Consider the following 19,897-nt stretch of genomic DNA (forward strand, 5'->3'; position numbering starts at 1 on the left):
ACGATAATGACAAAGCCCCGCCGCTCTGGCATCGGCCAATCCGACATAGTGCGAACGGGGCGATCATGACGACTATCGGGATTTTCGGGGCCGCAGGCCGGATGGGCCGCGCCATCGCGCAGGTCGCGGCGGACGCAGGCCTTGGCATAGCGGGCGGCACCGACCGCGACGGCATCGGCGAGATCGCACCGGGCATCGCCATCACCACCGATCCGCTGGAACTGGCGCAGCGCAGCGACGTGCTGATCGACTTCTCCGTCCCCGGCGCCCTCTCTGTCCATCTCGATGTCTGCATTGCCGCCAACAAGCCGATCCTGATCGGCACCACCGGCCTTGAAGCCGTCCATCACGCCCTGGTCGACGAAGCCGCCGCGATGATCCCCATCCTCCAGACCGGCAACACCTCGCTCGGCGTCAACCTGCTCGCCGCACTGGTGGAACAGGCCGCAGCGGGCCTTGGCGACGACTGGGATATCGAGATTGTCGAGATGCACCACCGGCACAAGGTCGATGCCCCTTCCGGCACCGCCCTGCTGCTGGGCGAGGCCGCCGCGCGTGGACGCGGCATCACGCTCGCCGACCATAGCGAACGCGGCCGCGACGGCATCACCGGCGCACGAGCGCAGGGCGCGATCGGCTTTGCGAGCCTACGTGGCGGATCAGTCGCGGGCGACCATCAGGTCATCTTCGCGGCTGAAGGCGAACGGATCGAAATCGGCCACCGCGCCGAAAACCGCGCCATCTTCGCGCGCGGCGCGGTCAAAGGCGCGCAATGGCTGATCGGCCAGAGCGTCGGGCGTTACGACATGAAGGGCGTGCTGGGTCTCTGACGCCCATGAACAAGGCCCAGATCTTCGACTTTTTCAGCCGCCTGACCGAAGCGAATCCCGCGCCGGTGACGGAGCTGGCCTATGGCAATCCCTATCAGCTGCTGGTCGCGGTCACGCTCTCGGCCCAAGCCACGGACGTCGGCGTCAACAAGGCGACCCGCGCCCTGTTCATGGACGTGACGACGCCCCAGCAGATGTTGGACCTTGGCGAGGAAGGCCTCAAAACCCATATCCGCACCATCGGCCTGTTCAATACCAAGGCGAAGAATGTCATCGCCCTGTCGGACATATTGGTGCGCGATTTCGGCGGGGAAGTGCCGCAGGATCGCGACACGCTGACCACCCTGCCCGGCGTCGGGCGCAAGACCGCCAATGTCGTCGTCAACACCGCCTTCGGGCAGGAGACGTTCGCGGTCGACACCCACATCTTCCGCGTGGGCAACCGCACCGGGCTGGCCCCCGGCAAGACGGTGCTGGCTGTGGAAACAAAACTCGACAAGCGCGTCCCCCAGCCCTTCCGCCGCGACGCTCATCACTGGCTGATCCTGCACGGTCGCTACATCTGCAAGGCGCGCAAACCCGAATGCTGGCGCTGCCCGGTCGCCGACCTGTGCCGCTTCAAGCCCAAGACCCCGCCGCCCGCCTAAAATCGCACCGTTCTTCCCCGGTTCAGACCCGCTCGGCTAGAGACGGGTTTCATCGTCCTGCGACGTCGATTCGTTCAAACGCAATCGAAGGAGAGAAAGCATGTCCGTCCGTCTCGCTTTGGGTCTCGCGCTGGCCTGCGCCGTCACCCCCGCCATCGCCAAGACCGCGCCCGACCCCTATGTGCCGACCGGCGGCAAGGCGCTCGACTGCGTCCCGCTGACGTCGATCCGCTCAACCAATGTGCGCGATGACCGCACCATCGACTTCATCATGAACGGCAATAAAATCTACCGCAACACCCTTCCCAACAGCTGCCCCAGCCTGGGATTTGAGAAGCGCTTTTCCTACCGCACCAGCCTATCGCAGCTCTGCTCGGTCGATATCATCACCGTGCTGTGGAACAATGGCCCCGGCCTGCAACCGGGTGCCAGCTGCGGCCTGGGCAAATTCCAGCCGATGCAGAAAGCGCCGAAATAAGATGGCCCGGCGGCGATTTTGCCGCTGGCGCGGACGAACGGCCTTTGCTAAGCGGCCTGTCTGACACGGCTTACCGGCCAGCGTCACGCACCCATAGCTCAGCTGGATAGAGCGTTGCCCTCCGAAGGCAAAGGCCAGTGGTTCGAATCCACTTGGGTGCACCATAACCTCGCAATCAAACCGCTTTCCCTGAACACGGGCGTCTCATGCCCGATAGCTTCTGACCCCTGCCCCCATGCGCCGGGCCAGCATTTCGGACAATAGCAGCGCGGTCAGCGACAACAGGATCGACGCGATGGCAAGGCGGGTGACCACGGCTTCCGCGCCGGGGGCTTGCAGCGCCGCATAGATGGCGATCGGCAGCGTGCGGGTTTCGCCGGGAATGTCGGACACAAAGGTGATGGTCGCGCCAAATTCGCCGATCGACCGGGCAAAGCCCAATATCACGCCCGCCAGCACACCGGGCAGGGACAGGGGAAGGGAAATGGTCAGGAACACCCGCAGCGGCCCCGCGCCCAGTGTCCGTGCCGCGCCTTCCAGTCGTCTGTCCACCGACTCGATCGAGAGGCGGATCGCCCGCACCATCAGCGGCATGGCCATGATCCCGGCGGCAAGGGCTGCGCCGGTCCAACGGAACAGCAGGGTGATGCCAAACCAGTCCGCCAGCCAGCGCCCGACCGGACCATTCGCGCCGAACAGCAGCAACAGCAGCCAGCCGGTGACGACCGGCGGCACCACCAGCGGCAGATATACCAGCGCGTCGAGCAACATCCTGCCGGGAAACTGCCATCGCACCAATATCCAGGCCAGCGCGAACGCAATCGGCAGCATCGCCCCGACCGCAACCGCGCTGACCTTGAGCGACAGGGCGATAATCGGCCAGTAATCGGGCGGCAGGTCAAGCATCACGGCATCTTCCTGTCCATGGCCTGACTGGCAGCCATCATTCGAAATCCATCTGGACGATATGGGCGGACAGGCGTTCCGCCTCCGCCAGATCATGGGTGACATACAGGATCGGCACGCCCACTTCGTCCCGCAACCGTTCGACCAGCTGCAATATGTCAGCGCGCCGTGCGCGGTCGATCGACGCCAGCGGCTCATCCATCAACAGGCAGGACGGGCGCGTCAGCAAGGCCCGGCCAATCGCCACCCGCTGCGCCTCCCCCATGGACAGGGTCGATGGCCAGCGATCGAGCAGCGATGCAATGCCAAGGAAGCGGGCCATTTCCTCCAGCGCATCCGCCGCATCGGGCAAGTGGCGGATACCGTAGAGCAGGTTGCCGCGTACCCGCAGGTGCGGGAAAAGCCGGGCATCCTGAAAGATATAGCCCAGACGCCGATGTTCGGGTGCCACATCGATGCCCAGCGCGCCGTCGAACAGTGGCACGTCCTGCACATGAATATGCCCGCCATCGGGCCGCAACAGTCCGGCGACCATGTTGAGTATCGTCGTCTTGCCCACCCCCGACGGGCCGGACAGCGCCGTCACCCCCGGCCCGGCATCGACCCGGCACACGATTCGCCGATCACCAAGGCTGCGCCAGATGTCGATGCGAAATGTCGACGCGGTCGAAGGCGGCGATGGATCGGGACGGGCTGTCACAGCGGGTTGGGAAAGGGACATTGCCGCCCTTGTGCCCCGATCCTGTCCAGCGATGCAAGCGCGCAACGATGGCGCAGGACAATCCATCAAGACGTCAACATGGCGTCCCGATCAGCCGGGTGCCGCCGCGGAACCGGCCAGCAGGCCACCGTCGATATTGACCTCCGTCCCGGTCATATAGGTCGCTTCGTCCGACGCCAGCATCACCGCAATCGTCGCGACCTCATCGGGCGTGCCGAACCGCTTGAGCGGCGTGTCGGCCACCATCGCGGCCATCCTGGCGTCCCGATCCGGGCCATCGCCGATCATGGTTTCCCACATCGGCGTCAGGATCGCGGCGGGATGGATCGAGTTGCAGCGGATGCGCCAGCCCTGCTGCGCGCAATAGAGCGCCACCGACTTGCTATGGTTGCGGATCGCCGCCTTGGACGAGGCATAGGCGGCGGCCAGCGGAATGCCCACCAGCCCCGATCGCGACGACATGTTGATGATAGATCCGGTGCCGCGCGCCTTCATCGCGCCGATTGCATAGCGGCACCCCAGAAATGTGCCGTCCAGGTTGATCCGGTGGACAGCCTGCCAGTCTGCCAGCGTCGTATGTTCTGGATCATGGGCGACCCGGCCATGCTCGAACCCGGTCACGCCCGCATTATTGACCATGACGTCGATCGTCGGGACAGCGTCAGCAAGACGCGCCCAGTCCGCTTCCTCCCGCACGTCGAGCGCGATGAAGCGGCATCCGATTTCCGCCGCCGCCGCTGCGCCCGCCGACTCGTCAATATCGGTCAGAATGACGGTCGCGCCCTCGTCATGGAAACGCGCCGCAATCGCATGGCCAATGCCGCGCGCAGCGCCGGTGACGACGCAAATCTTCTTATTCAATTTGTGCATGATGATCTCGAAACAGAGCCAGAAGGGCGGATACCTCCGCAACTATTGTCGTGCCGCTTCAGCGGTTACGCTGCTTCATTTCGATGACTCCTTACGTCATCCAGCCTAGGCCGGTCGCCCGATCGGCGCAACCGCCTATGGCCGGGCATCCCCCTTCACTTGCCGCTCATGATCGATCAGCCATGTCTTGGCCGCCAGTCCGCCTGCAAAACCGGTCAGCGCGCCGTTGCTGCCCACCACCCGGTGGCAGGGCGCAATGATCGAGATCGGATTGCGGCCATTGGCGGCCCCTACGGCGCGCGAAGCGGTCGACTGGCCGATCGCGCAGGCAATCGCGCCATAGCTGCGCGTTTCCCCGAACGGGATCGCCAGCAGCGCGGCCCAGACCCGTTGCTGGAACGCCGTCCCCCGGAAATCGAGCGGCAGGTCGAACTGCCGGCGCGCTCCAGCGAAATAATCCGCCAGTTGCGCGGCGGTCTGGCGCAGCACCGGATGATCCGCGTCATCCTGCGTTGCTGGCAGCTTGACCCGCGCGGGATCATCCTCCTCCCACAGGACAGCCACCAGCCCGGCGTCGCTGGCTACCAGCGTCAATATGCCGACGGGCGAGGGAAACAGGGTCGTGGCAAGGGGCATCGAACAGTCTCTCTATCGGTCCTGCCATATGTAGCAAGGGACGGGACGGCACGCCTCCCGCCCCTTGCGATCAAAGCCGTCTTATTTCAGCCCGCCACCCATCGCCCGATACAGTTCGACCATATTGGTCGCACGGGTCAGCCGCGTCGCCAGCAGGCTTTGCTCCGCCGTGGACAGCGCCCGCTGCGAATCCAGCGTCGTCAGGAAGGGATCGACCCCGGCGCGAAAACGGGCGTCCGACAGCGTATAGGCGACCCGCGCCGCATCGCGCTGCGACGTCTGCGCCTCCAATTGCTGGCTCATCGTCCCGCGCCGCGCCAGCGCATCGGCTACTTCGCGGAAACCGGTCTGGACGCTCTTTTCATAGGTCGCCAGCATCGCGTCATAGGTCGCCTTGGCATAGGCCAGATTGCCCTTATTCTTGCCGAAGTCGAAGATCGGCAGCGATGCCGACGGCGCGACCGACCAGAATTGGCTGCCCGACCCGAACAGGTTGGAGAGGCCAAGGCTCAGCGATCCGAACGCGGCGGTCAGCGAGATATTGGGGAAGAACGCCGCCCGCGCCGCGCCGATATTGGCGTTGGCGCTGCGCAGCTGATGCTCCGCCGCCGCAATATCGGGCCGCCGCAACAATATGTCCGACGTTATGCCAGCGGGCAGATTGTCGATCGTCGCTCCGGCAGGTGGCAAAGCGTCGGGCAGGTCGCTCGCCGCAACCGTCGTACCCGCCAGCAGGTTGAGCGCATTCTGGTCCTGCGCCACCAAAGTCAGCGTCTCGGCAATGGTCGATCGCGCTGCATCATAGCTCGTCTGCGCCTGCCGCACTTCCAGTTCGGACGCGATCCCCTTGGCAAAGCGCGCACGGTTCAGCTCCAGCGTCTTGCCGAACGCGCTTTCCAGATCGCGGGCGATGCGCAAGCGTTCCTGATCCGCCGCCATGGTCAGCCAGGCATTGGCCACCTCCGCAATCAGCGCGGTCTGCGCCGCGTTGCGCGTTTCGACGCTGGCGAAATATTGCTCCTGCGCCGCCTTGCTCAGGTTGCGGACCCGCCCGAACAGGTCGATTTCCCAGGCCGATATCCCGACCTGCGCCTGATACAGATCCGTCCGGCCCGATCCGACCTGCGAGAAAGGCGTATCCTGATAGGTTGCGCTACCGCCTGCCGCCACCCTCGGCAACAGGTCGGCCCGCTGCACCTTATATTGCGCCCGCGCCTGCTCGACATTGGCCAGCGCGACACGCAGGTCGCGATTATTGGCGAGCGCCGTTTCGATCACCCGCGCCAGCCGGGCGTCGGTAAAGAAATCGCGCCATGCCGTGTCGGCCGGAACGATCGCCGCCCCGTCCGCCGCGCCATAGGCCGGTCCCTGCGGACTGGTCGCTGGCACCGGCAATACGGGCCGCACATATTTGGGGGCCATGTCGCAGGCGGCCAGCGTCAGCGACAGGGTGATGGCGCCCAGCGCCTTGATATTACGCATCTCTTATGCCTCCTGCGGCGCAGCAGGGCTCGCCTGCTCATCGGCCGCATCATGGGTCTTATGTTCACGGAACAGCCGCTTCACCACGGTGAAGAATACCGGCACGAAGAAGATGGCCAGCACGGTCGCCGACAGCATCCCGCCGACCACGGCCCAGCCGATCGCATTCTGGCCACCGGCCCCTGCCCCGGACGATACCGCCAGCGGCAGCACGCCGAATATGAAGGCGAAGCTGGTCATCAGGATCGGCCGCAACCGCAGCTTGCCCGCTTCCAGCGCCGCCGCCGCGGGCGACATGCCCTCGCGCATCTTCTCCTCGGCAAATTCCACGATCAGGATCGCATTCTTCGCCGACACGCCGATCGTGGTGATCAGGCCGACCTGGAGGTAGATGTCATTGTTCAGCCCCGCCAGCGTCGCCGCGATCACCGCGCCCAGCACGCCCAGTGGCACCACCAGCAGCACCGCGATCGGCACCGACCAGCTTTCGTAGAGCGCAGCAAGGCACAGGAACACGATCAGCATCGACAGCGCATAGACATAGGGTGCCTGCCCGCCGGACGTGCGTTCCTCATAGGAAATGCCGTTCCAGCTATAGCCGATGCCAGCAGGCAATTTGGCGGCATATTCCTCCATCGCCTGCATCGCGTCGCCGCTCGAAACGCCCGGTGCAGGCGCGCCCTGAATGTTCATCGACGGCACGCCGTTGAACCGTTCCAGCCGCGCCGGACCCTGGGTCCATTCCGTCGTGGCAAAGGCCGACAATGGCGCCATGACACCGCTACTGCCCCGGACATGCAGCGCGCCGATGGAATCGGGCGTCGTGCGGAACGGTGCATCCGCCTGCACGAACACCTTTTTCACCCGGTCGCGGTCAATGAAATCATTGACGTAACTGCTGCCCAGATTGGTGCTGATCGTGTCGTTGACGTCCGCCTGGGCAATGCCCAGTGCGCCTGCCGCCGCCTGATCGACGGTCAGCTTCAATTGCGCGCTGTCCTCCAGGCCATTGGGCCGCACCTGCGCCAATCGCTTGTCGGCCATAGCCATGCCGAGCAACTGATTGCGCGCCTCCAGCAGCTTTTCATGGCCGACATTGCCCTGATCCAGCAGCTGGAAGTCGAAACCCGACGCATTGCCCAGTTCCTGCACGGCGGGCGGCACGAAGGCGATCACCATAGCGGACGAGATTTTGTGCAGGGCGGCGTTGGCGCGCTGCGCCACGGCCATGACGCTATTGTCATGCCCCTTGCGCAGCTTCCAATCCTTCATCCGCACAAAGGCGATGCCGACATTCTGCCCCTGCCCGACGAAGCCGAAGCCGGAAATGGTGAATACCGCCGCGACATTCTTGGACTCGTCCTTCAGATAATAGTCGCGCACCCGGTCGAGCGTCCGCTCGGTCTCCTCGATCGTCGCGCCCGATGGCAGCGAGACCTGGTTGATGATGCGCCCCTGATCCTCTTCGGGCAGGAAACCGCTGGGCAGCCGCAGGAAGATGACCGCCATGCCGACCGTGACCAGGCCAAAGACCAGCATGGTCCGGCCCCAGCGCCGCTCGACCTTCTCCACACCCTGCCCATACCGCACCACGCCCTTGTCGAACGTCCGGTTGAACCAGCCGAAAAAGCCCTTCTGCGTGGCATGATCATGCTTGGCTGGCTTCAGGATCGTGGCGCACAAAGCGGGCGTCAGGACCAGCGCCACCAGCACCGACAGGATCATTGAGGAGACGATGGTGATCGAAAACTGGCGGAAGATAACGCCGGTCGAACCACCGAAGAAAGCCATCGGCAGGAACACCGCCGACAGGACAAGCCCGATGCCGATCAGCGCGCCGCTGATCTCGTCCATCGACTTTTTCGCGGCTTCCTTGGGACTAAGCCCTTCGTCCTGAATCAGCCGCTCGACATTCTCCACCACAACAATGGCATCGTCGACCAGCAGACCGATCGCCAGCACCATGCCGAACAATGTCAGCGTGTTGATGGTGAACCCCGCGACATGCAGGATTGCCAGCGTTCCCAGCAGCACAACCGGCACGGCGATGGTGGGGATCAGGGTCGCACGCCAGTTCTGGAGGAACAGGAACATCACGACGAATACCAGCAACACCGCTTCGACCAGCGTGTGGATCACCTGTTCGACCGACAATTTCACGAAGGTCGAATTGTCGACCGGGAAGTCATATTTGACCCAGGTCGGGAAATTCTTGGACAGCGCAGCCATCTGCGCCTTCACGTTGGTGACGGTATCCAGTGCATTGGCACCTGGTGCCAGCTTGATGCCGAAACCGGCGGCCGGATGGCCGTTGAACTTGGCGCCGAAGCTGTAATTTTCCGAACCCAGCTCAACCCGCGCAACGTCGGACAACAGGACGACTGAACCGTCACCGTTGCTGCGCAGGCGGATGGCGCGAAATTCCTCAGGCGTCCGCAACCGCGACTGGGCGGTGACGGTGGCGTTGAGCGCCTGGCCCTTGGGCGATGGCGTGCCACCGACCTGACCCGCCGAGACCTGCGCATTTTGCGCCTGGATCGCGGCCTTTACGTCGCCGGTGGTGACGCCCAGATTGGCCATCTTATAAGGGTCCAGCCACACCCGCATCGCATATTGCGCACCCAGCAACTGGGTATCGCCCACACCACTGATACGGCTGATCGGGTCTTGCAGCGATGACGCCACGAAATCGCCTGCATCCTGCTGATCATGGATGCCGTCATCGGCATAGACCGCCATCACCATCAGAAAACTGGCGGTTGATTTGGTAACGCGCAGCCCCTGTTGCTGCACTTCCTGCGGCAACAGCGGCGTGGCCTGAGACAGCTTGTTCTGGACCTGCACCTGCGCGATGTCGGCGTCAGTGCCCTGCTCGAACGTCAGGGTGATGGTCAGATTGCCCGCGCTGTCGCTGGTCGACGAAAAATAGCGCAGATTGTCGATGCCCTTGAGCTGCTGCTCGATAATCTGGGTCGTTGTGCTTTCCAGCGTCTGGGCGTTGGCGCCCGGATAGCTGGTGCCGATGCTGACGGTGGGCGGCGCGATTTCAGGAAATTGCGCGACGGGCAGCATCCGCATGGCGAGCAGCCCCGCCAGCATGATGACGATGGCGATGACCCATGCGAAGATGGGCCGGTCGATAAAATAGCGGGCCATGATTTACTGCGCCCCGCCCGTGGAGGCGGTAACCTGCTGCGGCGCACCGGGCTTGACCACCGTGCCGGGGCGCAGATTGACCAGTCCTTCGACGATCAGCCGGTCGCCCGCCTTCAGGCCGCTTGTGACGATCCACTTGTCACCAACCGCACGATCCACGGTCACCTGGCGCATTTCCGCCTTATTATCCTTGCCCACGACCATGGCGGTCGCGCGGCCACGCGCGTCGCGGCTGATGCCCTGTTGCGGTGCCAGGATGGCCTGGGTCCGCTGGCCCTCGATCATTTTCGCACGGACATACATGCCCGGCAGCAACAGGCCGTCGGGATTGGCGAAGGACGCCCGCAGCGTTACCGCGCCCGACGTCGGATCGACCGACACTTCGGAAAATTGCAGCCGACCCTCGATCGGATAGGCGCTGCCATTGGGCAATAACAGCTGGACACGCGCGCCATCCGCGCCGCTCACCCCGCCGCTCTTCATCGCCTGTTTGAGGTCAATGATCTGCGCGGCGGACTGGGTGACATCGACATAGACAGTGTCGGTGCGCTGGATCGTCGCCAGCGGGTCCGCCTGCCCCGCCTGCACCAGAGCGCCCGGCGTGAACAAAGACCGACCGATCCGGCCGGAAATGGGCGCGCGGATGCGGGTGAAATTCTGGTTCACCTGCGCCGATTTCACCGCGCCACGCTGCGCTGCAACATCGGCACGCGCCTGTTGGGCTGCGGCATCGGCATTGTCATATTCTTGACGGCTGACTGCATTGATGCCGACCAGTTCCTTGTAGCGTTGCGCCTGCAAGCTGGTGGAGCGGATCGCGGCATTGGCCCGCGCCAGCGATCCCTGCGCCTGCGCGACGGCAGCGCGATAGGGGGCATCCTCAATCTCGTAGAGCAGTTGCCCGGCCCGCACGACGCTGCCCTCGGCAAACAGGCGGCGACGGATCACGCCGCTGATTTGTGGCCGGACTTCTGCGGTTTCCACCGCAACAATGCGGCCGGGCAGCTCATTGAGCAGCGGCGCGGAGCCTGTCGCCAGCGTCACCACGCCCACGGCGGGCGGCGGCGGCGCGGGCGGCGGGCTGTCCCCGCAGGCACTGAGCGCCAATGCCGACGCACAGGCCAGCAATCCGATGAACTTCCCCTTTTGCATCGCGCATATTTCCGTTTTGATAGGATACTGATAGGAATGAACGTTCATTCCGCTTGCGCGGCAGGTAGGATCATGCAAAGACTAATTCAAGAGAGAAAAAAGGCCGAGGGGTAAAAATGACCGCAGTGCAGCAAGATCAGCCAGCGTCCGAAAAGACGGGTAAGGAACGGATTATGGAGGCTGCGCGCGACCTGTTCGACAGTCACGGCTTTCACCAAACCTCCATGGCCGAACTCGCTGTAGCAGCACAGGTTTCGGTCGGGCAGATCTATCGCCTGTTCAAGGGCAAGGAGGATATCATCTCCGCCATTGTCCAGGCCGATGCCGACGAACGCTACCTGCACATGGATGCGCTGCGCACCCGGCTCAACGCGGGCGAACTGACGATCGAACAGACGTTCGAGCAATTGCTGTTGCATATCGTCGATGAAAAGGACGAAGCCCTGTCCTTCGACATCATGGCCGAAAGTTTCCGTAATCGGCCGGTCGGCGACACGATCGCCGCGATGTGTGTGCGCTTTCGCCGCTACATCCGCGACTTTGCCTGCGCCGCCAATCCCGACCTGTCCGGCGAAGCGCTGGACGGCGCAGAAGAAATTGTCCTCGCCTGCATGTTTGGCCTCGGCCATCGCAGTCTGTCGCGCCCTAGCCTGAGCGCGGCGGACACCGCCCGCCTGTCCGCCCGGATGATCGTCGCGGCGCTGCGCGCGATCGGCTAGGCCATGCGCCAACCGAGCGCGCGTTTTTGTGCAGCCCCGGCTATTTCGCGGTGACCCCTTCGGGCAGGACGATCGCCGACCAGCTTTTTGCAGGGGCCAGATAGCGGGCGGCCAGCGCCTGCAACTGCGCCGGGGTGACGGTCAGCATATCCTGCGCCATGGTCTGCATCGCTGCGACATAGCGGGCATCATGGGTCGCGCCCTCCATCTGGTTCATCCAGAAGGCATTGCCCGTCCCTGCCCGCATCAGCATCTGCCGCATCGGGGCGACCGCGCGCTGCAACTCATCATCACTGACCGGCGTCTTGGCCAGATCAGCCGCGGTCGATTTCACCACATCGTAGAAATAGCCGATCCGGTCGGGCCGCACCTGACTGGTCACCAATATATAGCCGCCACTCTCATAGGAGAAAGGCCAGCTATTCTGGACACTGGGCGAATAGGCCGCCCCCTCGGTCGATCGCAGCCGGTCGAACAGCCGATCGTTGAAGATCTGCGTCAGTATCTCCAGCTGGCGGGCTTCCTTTTGCAGGGTGAAGCCGCCCGATGTCGGCCATGCCATGACGGCAGCGGCCTGTTCCTTGTCCCCCTTGTGCCGCAGCACCACCGGCGCTTCGACATGGGCGGGAAAGCGCATCGCCCGGTTGGCCGCTGGCACCGGCGTATCGGGACGCGGCGGCAGCGCGCCTAGCGTCGCAGCCACCGCCGCGATCGCATCATCCGCCTTCACCTGCCCGAAAATCTGCACCTCGATCGGACCCGACGCCAGGATCGGTTCCCATGTCGCGCGGAAGGCCTGCGGCGTCAGCGCATTGATTTCAGCCAGCGAGGGCGTGCGGAACCGCACATCCTTGCCATGCAGCAACCAGCTAAGGTCACGGCTCAATACCGCATCGGGCGACCGGGTCATGGCGTCATAAGCCACGGTCGCGCCGGTCTTGACCCGCGCGATCGGTGCCGGGTCCCAACCGGGCGCGCCCAGCTTGGTCGCGAACAGGCGCAACTGGTCCTTATAGTCCGCCGGACGCGTCACCGCCTGCAACTCGAACGCATCCTCGTCGGTCGCAAAGTCCATGCCCATGCGGCGACCATTGGTCAGATCATCCAGTTCCCGCTGCCCCAGCGTGCCGATGCCACTGGCAACCAGCGCATAGTCGCCCGCCCAACTCGCTACCGGCTTGACCGGAGAGAAAGCCTGCTGGCCATGGCCGAACCGCACATTGATCCGCACCTTCTCGGTCTCGGCATCATTGGCGAACAGGGTCAACTTGACCCCGTTGGAGAAAGTGATGCTCTCCATCCCCGGCAGGCCGATCGGCGTGCGGGACAAAACGGTCGCCGGCGCGCCCAATTTGGGCAGGTCGGCCATCGTCACCAGCTTGTCGGCCAGCCGCGCATTGGTCGCGGCCTTGACCGGCGCGGCGACGGCAGCGGCCAGCTTCGCGTCCAGCCCCGGCTGCGCCTTCCCCGTCACCAGCAGGGTGCGGAACACGCCCGCGGAAAACAGCCGGTTCGTCGATTCGACGATCTTGGCAGGCGTCATGCTGGCCTTGCCGGATCGGAAGATGCTGAGCGCCGCGTCGGGGCTGACCGTGGTTTCGCGAATATCGACCGCGCTGATCAGGTCGCTCGCCTGCTTGGCGCCAGCCTCCGTATCGGCATTTTCGACCTGGATCGCCAATGCCGTGTCCATCTGCGCATATTCGCGGTCAATCTCGGTCTGGCTGGGCGGCGTGGTCTTGGCGTCCTCCACAATGGCGCGCACGTCGGCCAGCGCTTTCTCCCAATTATCGCCGGTCGGGATGATCGTCATGAACGTGCCGTCGACCGACCGGCTGACATCCTGCTGCTCGACGCTCGATTGCAGAAAGCTGCCGCCACTGCGCGCAGCCTGCTCCAGCCGCCGGCTGATGATCTGCAAGGCCAGCATGTCAGTCAGCTTATCCTGATTGTACAGGATAGTGTCGGCGCGCGGCTTCCACGGGCGCAGCCACGCCAGCGTCATGCCCAGCGGCACCCCCGGTTCCACCGCAACGCGGGTAGCGGGCAATTTGGGATCGGGCGTGCCGAAATCGGGCAAAGGCGCGCCCTTGCCCGGCACCGACCAGCCACCAAACTGCTCCTTGATCAACTGTTCGGCCAGCGCCGGGTCGATATCCCCAGCAATCGCGATCACCGCATTTTCCGGGCGATACCAGCGCTGGTGAAACGCCGTCATCTTGGCCGCCGTTGCCGCATTGAGCGTCGCGACCGTGCCGATTGGCGCATGGTCTGCCAGTGGTTGCCCGGCGAAGAAATGCAGGCGGCTGATGTCGGAAATCCGCATCTGCGGCCCGTCGCCCTCGCGCCGTTCGGCCAGCACCACCGCGCGTTCGGCATTGACCGCGCTGTCGATGATATTGGGATCGGCCATCATGCCGGACAGGATTTTCAGGCTCTCGCCCAGCGTCTGCTGCGTCGCCTGCGGCAGGTCGAGCGCGTAGCTGGTGCCGGTCGGCGTCGTCTGCGCATTGCTGTCGCTGCCAAAGGTCACGCCCAGCCGCTGCCAGATACGCTTGGATTCGCCATCGGGGACATGGCGTGACCCGCGAAAGGTCAGATGCTCCATGAAATGCGCGTAACCCTGCTCGTCGGGTCGCTCCATCAGCGATCCGGCATCGATCCGCAGCCGCACCGACACCTGCCCCGGCGGCACGCCATTGCGACGGATCGCATAGCGCAACCCGTTGGACAGCGTGCCAAAGCGCCACGCCGCGTCGATGGGGACATCGCTATTTTCATACAGCCACGGCCGCACCTGCGGCGCAAGCGCGCCGCCCGCAACGGCAGGAGCAGGATCGGTCCGGGCAGCGAGTGGCGCGGGCGAACCCGACAGCAACAGGGCAAGGACAGTCAGCGAAGCGGCGGTGCGCCGTGGGGAAAATCTCATAGGCGGGTGAGCCTAACGGGATTTTCCTGAATGGCTACTGACAAAGACGGTCATGGGAGACGCGCAAAACGCCCGTCCGCCTCGAGCGTGTCGAGATGCGTTTCTCGACTTCGCTCGAAACGAACGGCGGATTGGTTTAGCGCGGCGCGCCGGTGCGCTGAACGGCACCCTTATGCGCACCAACGGCACCGCCACTGCGGCGACGGCGGAAGGGGCGCTTTTCGCCACCCTCTGCGTCGGGGCGATGGGCGCGGTCGGGGGTGCCGCGCTGCTGCTTCTGGCCGTCCTGATATTTGCGCTGGCCATCGGCACGACGTGCCTGCTGTTGCGGCGTCTGGCTCGGTCCCTTCTTGGGGGCAGCCGGCTTGGGCAGGTTACGCACCGCTTCCATGAAATTCTCCGGCAGCGGCTCCATTTCCAGCTTGACCCGCGTCGCCTTTTCAATGGCCTTCAGATAGGGCCGCTCATCGTCCGCCACGAAGCTGATGGCAATGCCTTCGGCTCCGGCGCGCGCGGTGCGGCCAATGCGGTGGACATATTGTTCGGCCACGTTGGGGATTTCAAAGTTGATGACGTGCGACACGCCCGACACGTCGATGCCGCGCGCGGCAATGTCGGTCGCGACCAGCAGCTTCACCTTGCCCTGACGGAAAGCCTGGAGCGCGGTGGTGCGCTGGCCCTGGCTCTTGTTGCCATGGATCGCAAACGCCTCGATCCCCGCGCCTTCCAGGAAGCGCACGACGCGGTCGGCGCCATGCTTGGTGCGGGTGAAAATGAGCGCCCGGTCAATATCTTCGCTTTTCAGGATCAGGTGGAGCAGCGCCTGCTTCTCACCCTGATTGACGAAGGTCGCGCGCTGATGGACGCGCTCGGCAGTGGTCGATTGCGGCGCGACGCTGACCTTGACCGGATTGTTCAGGAACTGGGCGGCAAGCGCCTCGATTTCCTTGGGCATGGTGGCCGAGAAAAACAGGTTCTGGCGATCGGCCGGCAGCATCTTAGCGACGCGCTTCAAGGGCTGGATGAAGCCCATGTCCATCATCTGGTCCGCTTCGTCGAGGACGAAGATTTCGGTATCCTTGATCGTCAGCGCGCGCTGGTCGATCAGGTCGAGCAGGCGACCAGGGGTCGCAACGACGACATCGACGCCGCCCGCCAGCGCGCGGATCTGCTTGTTGATCGGCACGCCGCCGAACACAGTTTCGACCGACAGTTTCAGGAAGCGGCCATAGTCGCGGAAGCTCTGCGCAATCTGCGCGGCGAGTTCGCGGGTCGGGGCCAGCACCAGCATCCGGCAGCCCTTGATCGGCGTCGCTCTGGGGTTACGCGCGAAATAATCGAGGCTGGGCAGCGCGAAGGCTGCGGTCTTGCCGGTGCCGGTCTGGGCGATGCCGCACAGATCCTTGCCTTCCAGCAGGACGGGGATCGCCTTTTCCTGAATAGGCGTCGGGGTCACATAATTTTTGGAGGCGAGCGCCTTCATGATCGGCTCAGCCAGACCAAAGTCATTGAATTGCATTTAGAAAACTCACAAGTCGGCCTTGGCGCCAACTTGCTCTGCGGACGCAGGAAGGGCGCGAGGCGGGTTACGAAACGACCCGCGTGAAAAGGGAAGCCTCAAGCTTGGCGCAGACTCTCATTGGCCGGTCCGTGGTCCTTGAGCGGCTGTTCCAGCCCCCCAGGTTGCGGACGATCACGCTGCCAATCGCTGTGGAACCGTCATGGCCCCTCTGCTGCGCTGCAACGCATATGGCGAAGATGCAGGCAAATAGCAAGCGGCCGTGCGGAATGGCACGGCCGCTTGCTTTTTGGATGTGCTTTCGCACATTCGGCCGCACCGGCCCGTTCCCCCACCCGATTACCCCACGGCAGTATATTCTGGGTGGTCGGGTGGGGTAGCGGGCCGGTGCGGATCAAAAATGCGCCCTTTCGCGCATTTTTCAAAGAGTCGCCCTTAGAGCGAGATTTCAGCGTGCTTGGACTGCATTTCCTTGGCGACGTCTCCACCGAACATCATCTTGAACACCCCGACAATCGACAGGTCAGCCAGCCATATTTCCGCGGTGCCAAGATCAAAGCGCAGCATCAGCAAATTGGGATCGTTGCGACCGCCCTCATACCAGGCCTCGACTTGGCTTGACCAGTAACGGTCGATCACCGCCGGATCGGTTTCTTCGACCAATGTGCCGTTGATGCAGGCAAACAGGCCGTGATCCTTGGCCGCAAACTGGGCCATGGCCGGGCCGCCGGGGGCCAGACGATTGTCGCGCGAGGTATAGAACCAGAAGCAATGATCAGCATCTGGATCAAGCTGCGCCGTCATCGGCAGGCTATGCTCGTGACTATTATTCAGCCCCACCATCAGGAAGGGGCTTTTGCTCAGATCGCTCCAGAAATGTTCGCGAATATCTTTTTCCGTCGCCATTATATCTCTCCTGCTGGGTCATCGCGAATAATCGACGGCCGGCAGCGAAGTTCCCGAGACGCTTGATCTTCCCCCCGCACATCTCCACATAGCGGCCATGCTGATCGAGACCGAACTCACGCCCAATCCGGCGACCATCAAATTCCTCCCCGGCCAGGCGGTCATGGGCAATGGAACCCGCGACTTTGCGACGCCGGAGGAAGCCGAAGCGTCACCATTGGCCGATGCGCTGTTCGGCTTGGGCGATGTGACTGGCGTGTTTTTCGGCGGCGACTTTATTTCGGTGACGATCGCCCCCGGATCGGAATGGCGCGACGTCAAGCCGGACGTGCTGTCGATCCTGCTGGAACATTTTTCCGCCAACATGCCGCTGTTCGCGCCGGGATCAGCCGCGGGCATAGCCGTGCCTCTGGATGACGATGCCTTTGGCGATGACCCGGAAGATGCCGAGATCGTCGCGCAAATCCGCGACCTCATCGACACCCGCGTCCGCCCTGCCGTCGCCAATGATGGCGGCGACATCATCTATCGTGGCTTCGACAAAGGCACCGTATTCCTCCAGTTGCAGGGCGCCTGTTCAGGCTGCCCTTCCTCCAGCGCGACGCTGAAAAACGGGATCGAGCAACTGCTCAAACATTATGTCCCCGAAGTCACGGAAGTCCGCGCGGTCTGATCGGGGCGGCCTTCCCTTTCCACCATTTGGCAAATCGCGACGGATCGACTAACCGCAAGAGGCAACTTGAGGGGAGTATCGTTTGCGCCTGCTGGTGATTGACACCGCGACACAGGCTTTGTCCGTGGCGCTGCTGGAAGAAGGCGTGCCGGTCGCGCGCTTTCATGAGATTGTCGGGCGCGGCCATGCCGAAGCTTTGTTGCCCGCCATTGCCGCCCTGCCCGATGGCGGCCGCGCCGACGCCATCGCCGTCAATGTCGGTCCCGGCAGCTTCACCGGCGTCCGCATCGGCATCGCTGCCGCTCGCGCGCTGGCGCTGGCCTGGGGGCTGCCACTCCACGGCTATAGCGCACCATCGCTGATCGCGGCGCAGGCCGCGCAAATCCATGCCAGTAACGGGCCGATCGCCGTCACCATCACCGGCGGGCATGGCGAACTTTTCTGGCAATGCTTCACTGCCGACGGGCAAAGCGCGACCACGCCGATCGCCTCTACCGCTATCGCCACGCTGGCGACGCAGCTTGAGATCGCCACCCTCTATGGCACTGGCGCGGAAGCATTGGTGACGGCGCGCGGCCATGGTGCAGCGGTCAATCTCTATCCCGATGCGGCGGATTACGGCCTGATCGCCGCCCTGCCCGCCCTGCCCCCGACCCCTATCTATGGCCGGGGTGCCGATGCGCAGACCATGGCGGAGCGCGCCGCGTCATGATGCCGGGCCTTGTCCTCGACACCTATGACCAGAGCGAGCGCAATGCGATGGCAGACGCCATGACGGTGATGGAGCCCGCCTTCGACCCGGTCTTTGGCGAGGCGTGGACCTTGCCGCAACTGGCCGGCGTCATGATGATGCCCGGCACCTGGCTGACGATCGCGCGGGTGGACGCCGCGCCGCTGGGCTTTGCGCTGGTGCGATCCGTGCTGGACGAATGCGAATTACTGCTGCTGGCGGTCGATCCGGCCTGGCGCGGACGGGGTATTGGTGACGCCTTGCTGCGCGACAGTTTGCGCACAGCACGCCGTAGGGGCATCACATCCATGAATCTGGAAGTGCGCGCGAGCAACACTGCCGTGCATCTCTATGAGAAAACAGGCTTTGAATATGTACATCGTCGTCCCGGTTACTATCGCGGTAATGATGGACAACTATATGATGCTCTGAGTTTTCGCTTCGACATGCTGGCTTGACGCCATATGCTCTTGCGAAAAGGTCCGGCAAGGTCTAGCGGATATGTACCGCTCCTGAAATGAATCTCGTAGGACGGGTCGCACAACAATAGCCTTACAGGATACAGGACAATGGAAATCGAATCCGCCCAGAGCGAACTGCTTATTACTTTGACGTCCGACATTGTCGCCGCTCATGTCTCCAACAACAGCGTGTCCGTCTCTGATGTCGCCGCTCTGATCCAGAATGTCCATGCCGCCTTGTCGGGCCTCAGTGAACCGATCACCGTGCCAGACGTAAAGCCCGAACCTGCCGTGTCGGTTCGTTCGTCGATCAAGCCGGATTTCATCATCTGTCTGGAAGATGGCAAGAAACTCAAGATGCTCAAGCGCCACCTGATGACCCATTATCAGATGACGCCTGACGACTATCGCGCCAAGTGGGGCCTGCCCGCCGACTATCCGATGGTCGCCCCCAACTATGCCGAACAGCGTCGCTCGCTGGCCAAGAAGATTGGCCTTGGCACCAAGCGTCGCCGCGCGGGCAGCGCCGCGAAGTAATCCGCCCGGCTGACGGAACGGTCTTGCGTCGGGGGGCACATGTCGCCATGTGCCCCTTTACGCGACGGGAAAAGCCGCTAGGCTCCCAACATTGTCCGCACCTCTAAAGCCAGCGAGACTCCATGAACCGCAAGATCGACGTCGAAGCCCTGTGCCATGAAAAGGGGCTGCGCATCACCGAACAGCGCCGGGTGATCGCCCAAGTGCTGAGCGATGCGACCGATCATCCCGATGTCGAGGAATTGCACAAGCGGTCCGCCGCGATCGATCCTGGCATTTCGATCGCCACCGTCTATCGCACCGTGCGCCTGTTTGAAGAGGCCGGCATTTTGGAGCGCCATGATTTCGGCGACGGTCGCGCCCGTTACGAAGCCGCGCCTGAATCGCATCACGATCATCTGATCGATGTCGAAACCGGCAACGTCATCGAATTTGTCGACCCGGAACTGGAGCAGTTGCAGAAGATCATCGCAGAGAAGCTTGGCTTCCGTCTGGTCGATCATCGGATGGAGTTATACGGCGTCTCCCTCGACCGGAAGAACTGA

19 protein-coding genes and 1 tRNA gene are annotated in these 19,897 nt (G+C 63.5%); 10 read left to right on the forward strand and 10 right to left on the reverse strand.

The annotated features are described in order from the left end of the window. Positions 1 to 65: 65 nt before the first annotated feature. From dapB to Q0D44_RS02660, 4 genes are all read left to right on the forward strand, one after another. Positions 66 to 830 (forward strand): 4-hydroxy-tetrahydrodipicolinate reductase, encoded by a 765-nt coding sequence (dapB, locus tag Q0D44_RS02645; RefSeq protein WP_294131920.1) that lies wholly within the window; start codon positions 66 to 68, stop codon positions 828 to 830. 5 nt (positions 831 to 835) lie between these two features. Next, positions 836 to 1,477 carry an endonuclease III gene (nth, locus tag Q0D44_RS02650; protein ID WP_294131922.1) on the forward strand — a complete coding sequence of 214 codons (642 nt, stop codon included), beginning with the start codon at positions 836 to 838 and terminating at the stop codon, positions 1,475 to 1,477. Between the two features lie 100 nt (positions 1,478 to 1,577). Further along, a complete protein-coding gene (locus Q0D44_RS02655) occupies positions 1,578 to 1,955 on the forward strand; it encodes a hypothetical protein (protein WP_294131926.1) in 378 nt (125 codons plus the stop codon). Positions 1,956 to 2,042: 87 nt separating this feature from the next. Continuing rightward, positions 2,043 to 2,119 (forward strand) — tRNA-Arg (locus tag Q0D44_RS02660). Positions 2,120 to 2,159: 40 nt separating this feature from the next. On the opposite strand, the gene modB is transcribed toward Q0D44_RS02660, so the two are convergent. From modB to Q0D44_RS02695, 7 genes are all read right to left on the reverse strand, one after another. After that, positions 2,160 to 2,861: a molybdate ABC transporter permease subunit gene (gene modB, locus Q0D44_RS02665; RefSeq protein WP_294133156.1), complete on the reverse strand. Its 702-nt coding sequence runs from the start codon at positions 2,859 to 2,861 to the stop codon at positions 2,160 to 2,162. A gap of 37 nt (positions 2,862 to 2,898) precedes the next feature. Continuing rightward, the gene (locus Q0D44_RS02670; RefSeq protein ID WP_294131929.1) at positions 2,899 to 3,582 is read right to left on the reverse strand and encodes an ATP-binding cassette domain-containing protein; all 684 of its coding nucleotides are present in this window, start codon (positions 3,580 to 3,582) and stop codon (positions 2,899 to 2,901) included. 90 nt (positions 3,583 to 3,672) lie between these two features. Continuing rightward, entirely contained in the window at positions 3,673 to 4,452 is a 780-nt protein-coding gene (locus Q0D44_RS02675) for an SDR family oxidoreductase (protein WP_294131931.1), read from the reverse strand. A 135-nt stretch (positions 4,453 to 4,587) separates the two neighbouring features. Continuing rightward, positions 4,588 to 5,088 carry a methylated-DNA--[protein]-cysteine S-methyltransferase gene (locus Q0D44_RS02680; protein WP_294131983.1) on the reverse strand — a complete coding sequence of 167 codons (501 nt, stop codon included), beginning with the start codon at positions 5,086 to 5,088 and terminating at the stop codon, positions 4,588 to 4,590. A gap of 81 nt (positions 5,089 to 5,169) precedes the next feature. Continuing rightward, positions 5,170 to 6,570, reverse strand: coding sequence for an efflux transporter outer membrane subunit (locus tag Q0D44_RS02685; RefSeq protein WP_294131986.1), 1,401 nt, complete (start codon positions 6,568 to 6,570; stop codon positions 5,170 to 5,172). Between the two features lie 3 nt (positions 6,571 to 6,573). Further along, complete coding sequence (locus tag Q0D44_RS02690) at positions 6,574 to 9,726, reverse strand: efflux RND transporter permease subunit (RefSeq protein ID WP_294131989.1); 3,153 nt, start codon at positions 9,724 to 9,726, stop codon at positions 6,574 to 6,576. 3 nt (positions 9,727 to 9,729) lie between these two features. Then, entirely contained in the window at positions 9,730 to 10,878 is a 1,149-nt protein-coding gene (locus Q0D44_RS02695) for an efflux RND transporter periplasmic adaptor subunit (RefSeq protein WP_294131993.1), read from the reverse strand. Positions 10,879 to 10,994: 116 nt separating this feature from the next. Between Q0D44_RS02695 and Q0D44_RS02700 the strand changes: the two genes are divergently transcribed. Then, positions 10,995 to 11,597 carry a TetR/AcrR family transcriptional regulator gene (locus tag Q0D44_RS02700; RefSeq protein ID WP_294131996.1) on the forward strand — a complete coding sequence of 201 codons (603 nt, stop codon included), beginning with the start codon at positions 10,995 to 10,997 and terminating at the stop codon, positions 11,595 to 11,597. Between the two features lie 40 nt (positions 11,598 to 11,637). Here the strand turns inward: Q0D44_RS02700 and Q0D44_RS02705 are convergent, their stop codons facing one another. From Q0D44_RS02705 to Q0D44_RS02715, 3 genes are all read right to left on the reverse strand, one after another. Continuing rightward, on the reverse strand, positions 11,638 to 14,526 hold the full coding sequence (locus Q0D44_RS02705; RefSeq protein ID WP_294131998.1) for a M16 family metallopeptidase: 2,889 nt from the start codon (positions 14,524 to 14,526) through the stop codon (positions 11,638 to 11,640). 136 nt (positions 14,527 to 14,662) lie between these two features. Next, the gene (locus Q0D44_RS02710; RefSeq protein WP_294132000.1) at positions 14,663 to 16,045 is read right to left on the reverse strand and encodes a DEAD/DEAH box helicase; all 1,383 of its coding nucleotides are present in this window, start codon (positions 16,043 to 16,045) and stop codon (positions 14,663 to 14,665) included. 435 nt (positions 16,046 to 16,480) lie between these two features. After that, positions 16,481 to 16,951 (reverse strand): pyridoxamine 5'-phosphate oxidase family protein, encoded by a 471-nt coding sequence (locus Q0D44_RS02715; RefSeq protein WP_294132002.1) that lies wholly within the window; start codon positions 16,949 to 16,951, stop codon positions 16,481 to 16,483. Between the two features lie 97 nt (positions 16,952 to 17,048). Here Q0D44_RS02715 and Q0D44_RS02720 point away from each other — a divergent pair, with 97 nt between their 5' ends. From Q0D44_RS02720 to Q0D44_RS02740, 5 genes are all read left to right on the forward strand, one after another. Then, on the forward strand, positions 17,049 to 17,624 hold the full coding sequence (locus tag Q0D44_RS02720; RefSeq protein ID WP_217671959.1) for a NifU family protein: 576 nt from the start codon (positions 17,049 to 17,051) through the stop codon (positions 17,622 to 17,624). 82 nt (positions 17,625 to 17,706) lie between these two features. Beyond that, positions 17,707 to 18,336, forward strand: coding sequence for a tRNA (adenosine(37)-N6)-threonylcarbamoyltransferase complex dimerization subunit type 1 TsaB (tsaB, locus tag Q0D44_RS02725; protein WP_294132013.1), 630 nt, complete (start codon positions 17,707 to 17,709; stop codon positions 18,334 to 18,336). Beyond that, positions 18,333 to 18,812, forward strand: a complete 480-nt coding sequence (gene rimI, locus Q0D44_RS02730) for a ribosomal protein S18-alanine N-acetyltransferase (protein WP_294132016.1) — start codon at positions 18,333 to 18,335, stop codon at positions 18,810 to 18,812. Before tsaB ends, rimI begins: the two co-directional genes overlap by 4 nt. A gap of 111 nt (positions 18,813 to 18,923) precedes the next feature. Next, on the forward strand, positions 18,924 to 19,352 hold the full coding sequence (locus Q0D44_RS02735; protein WP_294132025.1) for a MucR family transcriptional regulator: 429 nt from the start codon (positions 18,924 to 18,926) through the stop codon (positions 19,350 to 19,352). A gap of 122 nt (positions 19,353 to 19,474) precedes the next feature. Further along, positions 19,475 to 19,897 carry a Fur family transcriptional regulator gene (locus tag Q0D44_RS02740; protein ID WP_294132028.1) on the forward strand — a complete coding sequence of 141 codons (423 nt, stop codon included), beginning with the start codon at positions 19,475 to 19,477 and terminating at the stop codon, positions 19,895 to 19,897.

The sequence above is a fragment of the Sphingobium sp. genome, from assembly GCA_023266575.1.
Classification (GTDB): Bacteria; Pseudomonadota; Alphaproteobacteria; order Sphingomonadales; family Sphingomonadaceae; genus Sphingobium.